We start from the raw sequence: 12240 nt of genomic DNA, 5'->3' as shown, positions 1-12240 counted from the left end.
TGAAGATGAATTTAACTAGATTATTTGAAACGCAAGACATATTGGACAAACGGATTGTGAAGGAAAAGGGATTGGAAGGACAGAATTTGCTACCAGAAAAGATTCTGGCGTTGCAGGTGGAGTTGGGAGAATTAGCGAATGAATGGCGCGGGTTTAAGTTTTGGAGCGAGAACCGGGAGCCGCGTACTAAGGCGTATTCTCACCATGAAGAAAAACAGCACGGTCAAAATGGTTTTTCGAGCATAGCAAAGTACGACAAGAACCCACTCCTCGAAGAATACGTGGACTGCCTGCATTTTATCTTGTCGATTGGGATTGAACTTTCACATGAGGATATTTATGTATTCCCGATGAAATCGAATGACAAAATTACGTATACGATCTCCAGGTTAATGTTTCAAGCCCACGCACTTGAAGACCACATTAAAGAACCACCGGAGGATACGGTAGGAACTTTCGGCTCTATGTTCAGCGTGTTCGTGGGCTTGGGAGAATTGCTCGGCTTCGAGATGGAACAAATCGAACAAGCTTACTACTCGAAAAATAAGATAAATCACTAACGGCAAACGACAGGCTACTAATCTTGTAGGAGTGATCCAGATGTTAGCAATGTTAATTAAAGACGATTACAAGCAACCGCTGGTCATTTTTGGACACTTGTCTAATCGTGAAGTGAATCAGTTTAAGAGTGAGGGGTATCGCGTTCAATGGCGCGAGAAACCTTCACTACAAATCAACAAAAACGGTATACCACGGGAAGGAGATACATCATGTCAAAGTGTAAACGGTGCAACAAGCCGCTCAAAACGTCGGAAAGCATCAACGTCGGATTCGGTCCGGTCTGCAAACGAAAACACGATGAGGCGGAAGCGGAGTTCTTGAAGAGACAGATTACGTTGGATGAGGAAATCGAGTATCAGGAAAAGGTGGGCGTATGAGGCAATCACTCAAACGACCGAAGAAGTCGCGTCAGTTTCACAAGAAAAGCATTGAAGTTGATGGGATTACATTCGATTCACTGACAGAGGCTGCTTACTACGACTATCTAAAGCGTGATCCAGCCGTAGAAGATATCGAACCGCATCCGCAATTTGCCATCATTGATAAATACACAGTCGTTTGCAAGCGTTGTACAGGCTCAGGAAAGCGCGATAGCGAGAGAACAGGTAAACCAATCAATTGTAAATTGTGTAGCGGCAAAGGCAAGCGTGAGAAGACAGGCGCGGGATACACAGCCGACTTCAAGGTTACATACACGAACGGCTGGATTGAGTATATCGACGTGAAGGGTGGTCCTGTTACCAGAGATTTTCCGCTACGAAGAAAACTGTTTGAAAAGGCAATCGGACAAGAGTTGATCGTCGTTCGTTTGAAGCATAAGGAATGGGTGAGGGAATGACAGAAGTGTATTTAGTTGGCGGTTTGATCTTTATTACCGCGTATGTATTTGGGTTTATTAGAGGGAATCAGGGGTGACGCAGTGGATTAATAAATATTCCTCCCTTCATTTAACAGATTGATCTAAATAATTATTTAGTAATACATCCAATTCTTGGCTGCATTTTACTACTAGTGGATGTGTGAAACCTAAATTTTTCGCTTTTTTATACATGTCCTTTCTTTTTAACTCAATTCTCAATTTCAATATTTTCTTTAACCAGAAGCTGATCATTACAATCCCTCTCATCCAATATTATTAGCTCGATTCATCTGCGCCATGGTTGAAATACAACAACCTTTTCTATAGTAGCCGACTCAATATGTAAAGAGTGTCGAATTATGAGTGAAAAAAGTGAATTCATAATAATGTCATAAATAATGAATCTTATTCATTATTAACCGTTTTAGTCTTGACTTTAATTAAAGCTTTTGGGTTTGAGTTCGGAACATGAAACGCATCAAAGAGATGGCCGCTCGAAGCGGCCTACACTCACCATTTGGTGTGATTGCAGTTTTAACGTGTCCGACAGTCAATAAACGTGGCAAGTTTTGGGTTAAATATGCTTCCAGTTACGCCTTTGAATGATGGAAAGTATTGTCGGAATTTTAACGTCATATTCAGCAGCTAAGCCCCGGTAAATGTGAGCTTTGGTGTAGATCCCAAGATTAAACAGCTCTGAAAATTTATCGCGAATAGCGATTACGTCGGATTCAGTAAGCTTTGCTTTTGGATGTTTTTCACCGGTGTTTATCTTGCTCATTTTCGCTTTGAATTCTTCAGTTGATCTTAATGCACAGGCTTCCTTTTTACTGCGAACGCCATAAACCAAAGCATCTTTGACTACATGGGTGGAGCAACCTAGCTCTCTTGAAACCTCTCTAATCGAGTATTTTTCAAGATAATATAAATAAACAATTTTCATATCCAGAGCTTCAATTTTAATCTTCAATTCCTCTTCGATGGGTGTGAAATCAAACATTTAAAACACTCCTTTTTTTGTCAGGATACTACAAAAAATTCCGACTGGAAAGAGCGAGCGAAAATAAATAGACAACAGGAGTTACATCATGGAACTAAATCCAATCTATGAAATTAATAAATTGCAAGAACAACTGCCGTTATCGGTAGTACAGGACTTACACCAACGCATAGCGGACTGGCTATCATCAGGCGGCAACTATGATGACCCGTACATGTTTCAGCAATTGCGGTATGCGCAAAATGTGGCTAGGAGGGAGCAAAATGGTCAGCGCAAGAAATGAACCGACAATCTTAATTCTGGAAGATATTGAAATCAAGTGGACGTGGAAAGAAAGCGAGTTACTTCATTTTCGCGAGAGGTGGAGTGACGGTGTGCCGATTAATGACTTGGCCAAGGAGCTGAAAACGAACAGGCGGAGTGTGGCATTGCTCGTTATGGATCAGGAGATGAAGGGTGAGATTGAACAGCGGAAGTTTGGATTGTGGGGGAATTGAGGGGTGTAGTAATGAGTTCTTTCAACAATCATAGGAAGGTTAATAAGACACGGAAAGACCACCGATGCCTTGGATGCCAGGATTTGATTCCTAAAGGTGAAAAGGCGATAAATAATTCAGGAGTATTCGAGGGTGATTTTTATAACTACTATTTGTGTTCACCATGCGAAATAGTGATAAAAGAACATCGTGGTTATTTTGAGGAAGGGTTCTTTCCAGGCTGTGTAAACGAATTGAAAAGTGAACTTGCGTAAACAAAAAAAGACAGGATCTCTCCCGTCATGGCTGACAACATTGTAATACACAAAGAGGTATCCTATGGGAAACACGCATGTTTTTAAATTTTATGGCAACAATAATTTGAAATGTTGAAAGAGAAACGGAGTGGAAATATAAGTGGAGTTTTTTTATGGTCAAGAAAATCTTTCAAGTATTCAATGGATATTACGTGCAATAGTTTCATTTTCCGTTTTACTTTTGGCAACCAAATTATTGGGACGCCGCTCAATTGCGCAGTTAAGGCTTCTTGATTTTACTATAGCCTTGATACTTGGAAATATACTTGCACACCCTTTATCAGACGAGCAGTTAGGATTAAAAGGTTCAATTATTACGACAGGGATGCTAATTGCTCTTTACTTGCTAAGTGTATTTGTTTCTTTGAAGTCGAGAGGATTTGGAAAATGGTTAGAACCATCTCCTTTCCCTTTAATAAAAAATGGAGAAATTCTGTATAAAGAATTGGGTAAAGCAAGGATCACAATAGACCATTTATTATCAGAAGCTAGAAAAGCAAAAGTTGCAGAAATTAATCAAGTCGCCCTTGCAATGTGGGAACCTGATGGAACCATTTCTTTTTTCTTATCGCCGCAACTTCAGGCATTAACTCCGAAAGATATTCAATTAGTAAAAGATCCTTTTTCTATTCCGAAGACGATTATCAAGGAAGGGAAAATAGATCTCGCTGAATTAAGCCAGATAGGTAAAGACATTGCTTGGTTAGAACATAAAATGTCAATTTCTAATGTTAGTGAAAAAGATATTTTATTGGCAACTATGGATAATCAAGAACAATTAAGATTTTATTTTTATTGATGATGTTGTTTGTAAATAAAAAAGACAGAGATTTCTCCCCGTCATGGCTGACACTATATTAACACATGGAGGGGTCCTGTGCGAAAAACAGCAGTGGTGAATTTAGAAGAGAATGCGGTGTATCGAGTGAAAGATGGTCAATTGGAGAAGGTGGACAAGCCAGGCAACGGATTTGGAAAGCAAGTTATTACTTGGCAAGATGATAAGCCTTTATTTTACGAAGTGAGCTATACGAAAAGATAAGAAGTTGAAGAAAAAATGACCCCAAGTATACGACTTGGGGTCAGACGATTAACGATTCATATCACTTATACCGGGACTATGTTCATTAGGCATATCAGGCATCAAAGGAACCGGGAAGCCTGCAGGTGGAGGAGTAACTTTAAGTTCACCCTCATTTCTACTTGGTGATTGTCCTTGATAAATTTCGGCGATTCTAGTTGGATCTAAACGGAAATTGAATTGAGCATTGTGATATCCTAATTCCACGTATTTTCTGCACTCAGGATATTTATTTATATCATAGTTAGGGACTGGGAAAAGTTTTCCCCAATCTACACCTAGCGTTTCTAACGCTTTAGCGAATGCGTTTTGATGTGCATTGTCTCTAACTATAAGAAATGCTAAGGTTTCACGGAATGTTTTATTGGAGCTCATTTCATAAATGCGTGTTTTTTGTAAGACACCGGTCGATTCCAATACTAGGTTATCCAGCAAATCACCAATCAGATTGCCGTGGCTATAAACCCAAGAACCATTCCAAGGATTTCCTGCGGCATCAACGGGAAGAGAGGCTTGAGCGCCTATGATGAAATGATGAGGGTTTGCATGTCTTACCGCATCTTCAAGCGGCGCATGATTACTCCCACTATTCCCTGGTAAATCAGTTTCGCCAGAGCCATTTAGCAATTGGTTGATTGTATTTTGCACGAGTTCGACATGAGCAATTTCTTCCAAAAATATACCGCGGAGTAAATCTCGATATTGTGTGTCTTTTCCGCGGAAATTAGAACTTTGGAAGAAGTACTGCATCATGGTTCGCATTTCTCCATAGTGGCCACCTAGAATTTCTTGCAGGACTTTAGCTGCTGCTGGATCTGGTCTATCGGGAGGGGTGATGGGATTAATCAATTCTTCTTTGTAGTAATACAAAATTAGCACCTCATTTAGTTTTTGTATTATGTAGTATTGAACAAAAGAAAAAATTTATTCTTAATATTAAAAAGTCTACTGGAACAACCGGGGACAACATTTGATTGCAGCATTGCGCTGCGTCATTTGTTGTCCTCTTTTTTTATTTCAAAAAGGAGTGATGAAAAATGGTGAAAAATATCATACGAACACTTGCTATTGCGGCGACTTATAACTTTATTGGGTTTTGGATTGCGAAAGCGGCTATTGCGTTTAGGTTGTCAACTGTTGTACTCACGGAATTTGGCGTTAAATACACAATTATTCATGGTTACGCAGCAATGGCGATTTGCGCAACGTTTCTCGCCTTCCTTCACGGTTGGAGGGATGACGAATGAATAAAAGCATGCAAGAGCAACTTAGGAAGGTAGCTGAATTTGAACAACGCAAAAGAAATAGAGAGCGTATTAATGCGAAAAACGATAGAGAGAACAAGAAAATAGAACAGATGAACCGACGTGATTGGGAAGAGATGATGGGAACGAATCGAGATACATACAGACGTGGACCAGGTGGAGCAATTCGTAGACGATAAAAAGGGGGATTTCAGATGGAGCAAATAACACAGCTTATTCGAGATTACAGATGGATGAAAAATGAGATCGGACGACTGCAACGGATTATATACGGCACAACTTTTCCGATGAAATCATGGGGTGTTGCTCAATATGGAATCGACGCTGCTATGCCAAAAGGTAGCAAAGGGAAAAGTATTGCTGAGATGGACGCAATGGACTTACGTGAAAAGAGACAGATCCAGCGTCTTGAGGACTATCAAAAGTATGTGTATGCTTTAGAATCGGCTGTAGACATTTTAGAAGATGAAAGACAAAAAATTATCTATGATTGTCTGCTGGACGAAATGACATATCGACAAATCGCTCTCCATCTGAATGTATCAAAGGATTTCGTGCAACGGCAAAAGACAGAAATCGTGCGACAAATGAGACAAAGTAGACAAATAACTGGTATTTTGACCGCGACTAAAAAATGCGTGTAAACTGGGAGGCAGGTCGGCGCGGAAGGTTGGGCGTGAGTTCGCTCTGCTTTCGTGCTGTAAAATGTGCGGAAATCACCTTCGGTCTTAGTCATTAGAAGGACTAATTCCCCCTTAATCTGAATAATATGGATTAAAAGGGGATGAGTATTTGATTTGGTTGGACATTGAAACAGATAATAATTGGGATTATGTCTATTTTGTTCAGGCTGAAATAGGAGGACCAATAAAAATTGGTTCGGCTTCAAATGTTTCAAAAAGAATTAAAGCACTACAGACAGGTAACCCTGAGAAGTTGAGAGTTTTACATACAACGACAGGCGGAAAAAGATTAGAGTTTCATTTACATCGAAAATTTACAGAACACCATAAGTTCGGTGAATGGTTTTACAATAGTGAAGAGATATATGAATTAATCGCTAAATTAAAATATGAAGATAAACATTTTGGTGAGTTGTGGAGTCTGAGTCAATTTGCTAGAAACAATTATTCTGACATAAGTGATGATGAATTAAACACTCTCATAGCTATTTCTAATAGTTTTTCTTTGAATCCCTCCGAAGAGAGTATTGAAAAACGAATAAAGTGCTGGTGTATTATTGACAATTACTTGGAATACCAAAAGAAATTTCCGCGAAAAGTAATAGACGAAAGGCTTTTATCTTGTTACATTTTTGAAGGCCGTTCTGATGCAGATTTGGCGATTAGAAAAGAGAGAAACATCCAATTAAAAAACTTTTAGCCAATACTTTTGAATAGTTAAACGACTCTTGTCGTCTTATATGTAACCGGTAATAAAAGAGGAAATTCACCTTCTTTGACGAATATTGTCAGTGGGAGGTGAAGACGTGAGAGTATTGAATGGGAAGATCGAAAATGATGTTCAGATATCTGAAGACACAAGGCTGAGCGGAATGATAGTAGGAAAAGTCGTCGTGGCTGAAAATAATGTTTTTTTAATTAGTGGTATGGTTGTTGGAGATTTATTATTACGATCAAATTCTTCTGTGAAAATCAACGGTACAATTAATGGAGATGTGATAAACTCTGGAGGCCACTTGGAGGTTTACGGTATAATAAACGGCAACCTGTTTGAAGAGAGTGGAACAACCTATATTGATAAAAAAGCAATAGTAAGCTGAAAGCATCTCTTCGGAGGTGCTTTTTCTATGCCTGAAAATAAAGGAGAGAATTTCATGGTACCGGAAAACGAAAATACGGATGAGATGAAAACGCGAAAGGAAAGCGCTGATATTCTAAGGGATATAGCTGAACTCTTAGTAGATCCTACAATTGCAGTAGAACCTATGAACATTAGCATAAAACAATTCAGAGGCACTGTTGCAGAGTTTGAGAATGGAAAATCAATTGTACAACTCACTCGTGACATATCGATTGAAATCGAAACAAGAGAAATTATTAAAAATTTGTAGCATCTCTTCGGAGGTGCTTTTTCTATGCCTGAAAATATTGGAGGCGGAAGTGATGTAGATGACGAATTGGGAAGAGATTCAGAGAGAGTGGGAAACAACAAAAATCACCTTCAAAGCACTGGCTGAAAAGCACGGTGTAAAAGAGGGAACACTAAAGAGTCGTCGCAGTCGTGAGGGATGGTCGAGGGATGCAACCGATGCAACCAAGAAAGGTAAGAGAGTTGCAACCGATGCAAAGGACGATTCAGGGAGTAATATGAAAAGAGTATCATCTAATGGCGGTGAGAAGGGGCGGCGCAACCGTAGCGGCAACCCCAATCCGAAGAACCAATTTACAGAACGGAACACCGCTGCATTAAAGCACGGTCTGTTCAGCCGATACATCCCGCAGGAGACACTGGCAATCATGGGCATGATGGACAAGGACAATCCGGCAGATTTACTGTGGGACCAAATCATGATTCAGTATGCTGCCATCATCCGAGCACAGCAGATCATGTTCGTTCGTGACCAGGAAGACACGGCCAAAGAGCTGAAGAAGCTGAAAGTTGAGAACGCCATCTCTGCTGAAGGCAAAGAGATTCAGGTGCCAGTCGAGCAGGAATACGAGATCCAGTTTGCTTGGGAACGTCACGCTACGTTTATGAACGCGCAATCCCGAGCGATCAGCGAGCTTCGTACATCCATTAAGCAATTCTGTGACATGGCCCATGATAATGACGAACGCTTGCTGAAGCTAGAAGCCATGCAAACCGGTATAGACAAGACGCGTGCTGAAATCGACAATCTCACTGACAACGATGATGAAGGCCCAATCGAAATCATGATTACTCGAAAGGGTGATCGCTGATGGTTGTTGTGCTAAAAGAGGCAAACCCGCATTTTGAGGACTTTCTTTTTGATTGGAACCAGAAGTTTCATTTCTTAGTCGGTGGTTACGGGTCCAGTAAATCCTACCATGTAGCGTTGAAAATCATTCTAAAGCTAATAGAAGAAAAGCGGACCGCATTAGTCATTCGGGAAGTGTACGACACTCACAGAGATTCAACGTTCTCCTTATTAAGTGAGATCGTCGAAGAATTGGGGTTGTCTGACCGTATTCGTTGTGTAACGTCACCGATGCAAATCAGGTTCCCTAACGGTTCTAAAATCATATTTAAAGGGATGGACCGTCCAGAAAAATTGAAGTCCATTAACAACGTGTCGCTGATCTGGTTGGAAGAATGTTCAGAAGTTAAGTATGCAGGCTTCAAAGAGTTACTTGGTCGTCTGCGACATCCATCGCTCAAGTTGCATATGATTCTGTCTACTAACCCGGTTGGAGAGAACAACTGGACCTATTTACACTTCTTCCAAGATAGAATGAACAAACGTCTGGTGTTGGATGACAAGGACCTGTACAGGGAACGCACAATGATTGTCGGTGACACATACTATCACCACTCGACAGCGGATGATAACCTGTTCCTTCCCGACAGCTACATTGAGCAGCTGGAAGAGATGAAAGAATATGATCCTGACCTTTACCGGATTGCTCGGAAAGGTCGTTTTGGCGTGAACGGAAAGCGGGTGCTTCCACAGTTCCAAATCGTGCCGCATGAGCAAGTGATGAAGGACATGCAGGAGATCCGGAAACCTATATACCGAGTTGGTATGGACTTCGGATTTGTAGATTCTTACAATGCTGTTATTCGGATGGTAGTGGACACGGAAAAGCATTATCTTTACATCTATTGGGAGTACTACAAGCGGGGCATTGATGACGTACAGTTATTCGATGACCTGAAAGAGTTCGAGGCATCAGGAGAACGAATTGTGGCGGATTCAGCAGAACCCAAAACCATTTACTATTTGAAAAAACAAGGTCTGAACATTAAAGGTGCTCATAAGTTTCCAGGCTCTCGTCTAGCGAACACTAAAAAGATGAAGCGATTCAAGAAAATCATCTGTTCTGACCAATGCGAAAATACCATTCACGAGATGGAGGACTTGGTATACGCGACGGATAAGCTGGGTAATATCATTCCTGATGAATTCGGGATAGATCCACACACATTTGAAGCCATATGGTATGGACTAGACGGATATGAGGTAACAGATCTAAAAGAAGAAGCACAAGGGCGGCCGTCATCAGCCCGCCCGCAAGGAAGGAGGAGATAAACTTTGTCAGAATCAACAGTACGAGCAAGAGTAGTTAAAGCTACTGTTTCACCTGAAACCAAACAGATTCATAAAGATGATTTCGAAGGGTTATATGGAACTGATATTCTAACTCCTCCATACAATCTGACTGAACTAAGGTTGATGGGTGAATATTCCTCTATCTTGCAGCAATGTATCGATGCATATAAAACGAATATAGTCGGCTTTGGTGTCGAGTCTGAATACAAGTTGGATATTAATTCAGATGAAGTCGAGAAAGGTGTCAAAGAGCAAGCAGAGAAAGAAAATACAAGACTTGGAGAGTTCATTCGCTATCTGAATCTGGATGAATCACCTGAGCTGATTCTTGGCTACGTCTTGGAAGACCGCGAGAAAACAGGGAATGGCTATATTGAGATTATCCGTGACGGTGTGGGATTGCCTGTTGGCATTGAGTATGTAGATGCTCAATATATGCGTGTATGCAAAAAGACGGAGCCTGTACAAGTGGAGTACATCATCTTGGAGTATGGCGTAGAAAAGAAAGTGATACGCTCTAAAAGATTCCGTCGCTATGTCCAGATGATTGATCAAGAAAAAGTGTATTTCAAAGAGTACGGTGATCCACGCATCATGAACCTTAAAACAGGCAAATTTGATGAAAATACACCTGAAAACTTACGCGCTACTGAAGTTTATCACTTTAAAATAGGCAGTGACACGTATGGTAAACCGCGTTGGCTTGGAAATCTGATAAGTCTATATGGTGCTCGTAAAGCGGAAGAACTGAATCTGATGTACTTCACTAATGGTCGGCATATACCTGCAGCTATCACTGTGAGTAACGGTCAATTGGATGATGCATCTTATCAAGCGTTACAAGGTTATATGGATGATTTATCTGGTACTGACAACGCGCATAAGTTTTTGCTGCTGGAGGTTCAGGGGATGGCAACGGAAACAGCAACGAACGGCGAAGAGAAAATAACGCCAGCTAAAGTTGAAATTAAATCACTGGCTGAAGTGCTGCAACAGGATGCGCTATTCTTGGAGTATGACGAGAACACACGGCAGAAAATTCGTTCTTCCTTCCGCTTGCCTCCACTTTACACAGGAGAAGCGCAGGAGTTCAGCCGAGCGACAGCTGACACGGCTCGTAAGGTAACGGAAGAGCAAGTATTCCAGCCGGAGAGGAAAACTCTAGCGCGAATCTTGAACACTCTGTTTCTGGAGCCACTTGAATTCAGTTATGTGAAGTTGTCTATCAAAGGCGCAGACTTCCATGATCCGGTGGAAATTGCGAAAGTTCTCGGTCCATTTATTCAAGCGAAAGCAGTGGCACCGAATGATTTACGTCCGCTTCTTGGTCAAGTGCTCGGAAGAAAGGTTGAGTTCCTTCCTGAAGAATATGATTTGCCAATGCAAGTGATGCAAAGTCAGTCTGATGTATCCGATGGACTTCATGGCATCTTTAAATCAGAAAATCAGCAGGAAAGCCTAATTGACCTACTGAAAGACATGCGGGATGTTTTGGAGTCGATGCGGTCATGAGTAATGCAGACAAACTGCTCAAAAGTATTGATACATTCATTCGAAAAGCTGAGGAAGGCAAAGAGGATATCGCAGACATTCTGCCCGATGACATACCAGAATTAAGCAAGATACCAGAACTTGTAGAAGGATTCGAGAAATTGACTGCAAAGTTACTACGACAACAGCGGAAATTCTTTCTCGATGCTTTTCAAACGTTCGTTTCTAAAGATGACCAGATAACATTGGGGGCTATGCTCAACTACTTCCAAAGCAATCTATTTGCTGCTGATGAATTCGCGGCACTATACGGTGTGGAAGCGGCCACTTTTTTGACGTTAACCACGGAAGGGCTTGCCAAAGTCATTATGGAGTCGATTGACGAAGATGTGCCATTCCAAACATTATCAAAACGGACAACGAACTGGGTGGAGTCTTGGTCTACGGAACTAGGGGAAATCATGCAGCTGAACACACACAAGGCGATTGAATCTGAGTTGATAGCCGCTATTCAAAATGGAGAGTCGATTCAGCAAGCCGAATTGCGATTGAAGGATTTACCTGAATTTGATCGTAAGAGAGCTAGAGCCACTGCACGTACTGAAATTTTGGCAGCATCTAGTCAGGCGAACTGGGAATCATTCATGCAATCACCTGCAGTGGAGGGAAAGAAGTGGAAGCATAGCGGCTCAAAGAAGAGCGTGCCGCGTCCTTCCCATGTAGCAATGGATGGCGAAGTGGTCGGGGTAGATGAGTTGTTCTTGGTGGATGGCGAGTTTGGGATGTATCCGCGGGATACAACATTTAGCGCGAAGAATCGTGTGAATTGCGGCTGCGTCATCGGTCCGGTCGTGAATCAAGATATTATTCGATTGAGTCCGGAAGAAAAAGAAGAGATCCGGCAGCAGGTGCTGGCAGAAATGAATGAATAGGAG

The 12240-nt window shown here is 41.4% G+C and carries 20 protein-coding genes; 17 read left to right on the top strand and 3 right to left on the bottom strand.

What is annotated here, in order from left to right; all coding sequences use genetic code 11:
- Nucleotides 1–5: 5 nt before the first annotated feature.
- The 3 genes from CSV67_RS03015 (at nt 6) to CSV67_RS03010 (ending at nt 1399) form a co-directional block, all read left to right on the top strand.
- The gene (locus tag CSV67_RS03015) at nt 6–560 is read left to right on the top strand and encodes a dUTP diphosphatase (RefSeq protein ID WP_099630155.1); all 555 of its coding nucleotides are present in this window, start codon (nt 6–8) and stop codon (nt 558–560) included.
- Between the two features lie 210 nt (nt 561–770).
- Nucleotides 771–938, top strand: coding sequence for a DUF6011 domain-containing protein (locus tag CSV67_RS16775; RefSeq protein ID WP_199173115.1), 168 nt, complete (start codon nt 771–773; stop codon nt 936–938).
- Nucleotides 935–1399 (top strand): DUF1064 domain-containing protein, encoded by a 465-nt coding sequence (locus tag CSV67_RS03010; protein ID WP_099630154.1) that lies wholly within the window; start codon nt 935–937, stop codon nt 1397–1399. Before CSV67_RS16775 ends, CSV67_RS03010 begins: the two co-directional genes overlap by 4 nt.
- Nucleotides 1400–1504: 105 nt before the next feature.
- Here CSV67_RS03010 and CSV67_RS03005 read toward each other — a convergent pair whose 3' ends face one another.
- Both CSV67_RS03005 and CSV67_RS03000 read right to left on the bottom strand, forming a co-directional pair.
- A complete protein-coding gene (locus tag CSV67_RS03005) occupies nt 1505–1672 on the bottom strand; it encodes an aspartyl-phosphate phosphatase Spo0E family protein (RefSeq protein ID WP_099630153.1) in 168 nt (55 codons plus the stop codon).
- Between the two features lie 322 nt (nt 1673–1994).
- Complete coding sequence (locus CSV67_RS03000) at nt 1995–2420, bottom strand: NUMOD3 domain-containing DNA-binding protein (RefSeq protein ID WP_099630152.1); 426 nt, start codon at nt 2418–2420, stop codon at nt 1995–1997.
- An 88-nt stretch (nt 2421–2508) separates the two neighbouring features.
- Between CSV67_RS03000 and CSV67_RS02995 the strand changes: the two genes are divergently transcribed.
- The 4 genes from CSV67_RS02995 to CSV67_RS02975 all read left to right on the top strand — a co-directional run bounded on the left by CSV67_RS02995 (nt 2509) and on the right by CSV67_RS02975 (nt 4255).
- Nucleotides 2509–2703 (top strand): DUF6877 family protein, encoded by a 195-nt coding sequence (locus CSV67_RS02995; RefSeq protein ID WP_099630151.1) that lies wholly within the window; start codon nt 2509–2511, stop codon nt 2701–2703.
- Entirely contained in the window at nt 2684–2917 is a 234-nt protein-coding gene (locus CSV67_RS02990) for a hypothetical protein (protein WP_099630150.1), read from the top strand. Before CSV67_RS02995 ends, CSV67_RS02990 begins: the two co-directional genes overlap by 20 nt.
- 396 nt (nt 2918–3313) lie before the next feature.
- Complete coding sequence (locus CSV67_RS02980; RefSeq protein WP_099630148.1) at nt 3314–4012, top strand: DUF421 domain-containing protein; 699 nt, start codon at nt 3314–3316, stop codon at nt 4010–4012.
- A gap of 78 nt (nt 4013–4090) precedes the next feature.
- Nucleotides 4091–4255 (top strand): DUF3954 domain-containing protein, encoded by a 165-nt coding sequence (locus CSV67_RS02975; protein ID WP_233192544.1) that lies wholly within the window; start codon nt 4091–4093, stop codon nt 4253–4255.
- Between the two features lie 48 nt (nt 4256–4303).
- On the opposite strand, the gene CSV67_RS02970 is transcribed toward CSV67_RS02975, so the two are convergent.
- Nucleotides 4304–5164, bottom strand: a complete 861-nt coding sequence (locus CSV67_RS02970; RefSeq protein WP_099630146.1) for a manganese catalase family protein — start codon at nt 5162–5164, stop codon at nt 4304–4306.
- A gap of 167 nt (nt 5165–5331) precedes the next feature.
- Between CSV67_RS02970 and CSV67_RS02965 the strand changes: the two genes are divergently transcribed.
- From CSV67_RS02965 to CSV67_RS02920, 10 genes are all read left to right on the top strand, one after another.
- On the top strand, nt 5332–5541 hold the full coding sequence (locus tag CSV67_RS02965; protein WP_099630145.1) for a hypothetical protein: 210 nt from the start codon (nt 5332–5334) through the stop codon (nt 5539–5541).
- The gene (locus CSV67_RS02960; protein ID WP_099630144.1) at nt 5538–5738 is read left to right on the top strand and encodes a hypothetical protein; all 201 of its coding nucleotides are present in this window, start codon (nt 5538–5540) and stop codon (nt 5736–5738) included. Before CSV67_RS02965 ends, CSV67_RS02960 begins: the two co-directional genes overlap by 4 nt.
- Before the next feature lie 15 nt (nt 5739–5753).
- Entirely contained in the window at nt 5754–6203 is a 450-nt protein-coding gene (locus tag CSV67_RS02955; protein ID WP_099630143.1) for a sigma-70 RNA polymerase sigma factor region 4 domain-containing protein, read from the top strand.
- Nucleotides 6204–6351: 148 nt separating this feature from the next.
- Nucleotides 6352–6942, top strand: a complete 591-nt coding sequence (locus CSV67_RS02950) for a GIY-YIG nuclease family protein (RefSeq protein ID WP_099630142.1) — start codon at nt 6352–6354, stop codon at nt 6940–6942.
- Nucleotides 6943–7048: 106 nt separating this feature from the next.
- Nucleotides 7049–7342 carry a hypothetical protein gene (locus CSV67_RS02945; RefSeq protein WP_099630141.1) on the top strand — a complete coding sequence of 98 codons (294 nt, stop codon included), beginning with the start codon at nt 7049–7051 and terminating at the stop codon, nt 7340–7342.
- A 27-nt stretch (nt 7343–7369) separates the two neighbouring features.
- Entirely contained in the window at nt 7370–7633 is a 264-nt protein-coding gene (locus CSV67_RS02940; RefSeq protein WP_099630140.1) for a hypothetical protein, read from the top strand.
- Between the two features lie 58 nt (nt 7634–7691).
- Complete coding sequence (gene terS, locus CSV67_RS02935) at nt 7692–8483, top strand: phage terminase small subunit (protein ID WP_099630139.1); 792 nt, start codon at nt 7692–7694, stop codon at nt 8481–8483.
- An 8-nt stretch (nt 8484–8491) separates the two neighbouring features.
- Nucleotides 8492–9793 (top strand): PBSX family phage terminase large subunit, encoded by a 1302-nt coding sequence (locus CSV67_RS02930; protein WP_233192552.1) that lies wholly within the window; start codon nt 8492–8494, stop codon nt 9791–9793.
- Between the two features lie 3 nt (nt 9794–9796).
- On the top strand, nt 9797–11326 hold the full coding sequence (locus tag CSV67_RS02925; RefSeq protein ID WP_099630137.1) for a phage portal protein: 1530 nt from the start codon (nt 9797–9799) through the stop codon (nt 11324–11326).
- Nucleotides 11323–12237, top strand: a complete 915-nt coding sequence (locus CSV67_RS02920; protein ID WP_099630136.1) for a phage minor head protein — start codon at nt 11323–11325, stop codon at nt 12235–12237. Before CSV67_RS02925 ends, CSV67_RS02920 begins: the two co-directional genes overlap by 4 nt.
- Nucleotides 12238–12240: the final 3 nt, after the last annotated feature.

Source organism: Sporosarcina sp. P2, assembly GCF_002743255.1.
GTDB lineage: Bacteria > Bacillota > Bacilli > Bacillales_A > Planococcaceae > Sporosarcina.
The sequence above is the reverse complement of the archived record's forward strand: the minus strand, read 5'-3'. Positions and strand labels throughout refer to the sequence as shown.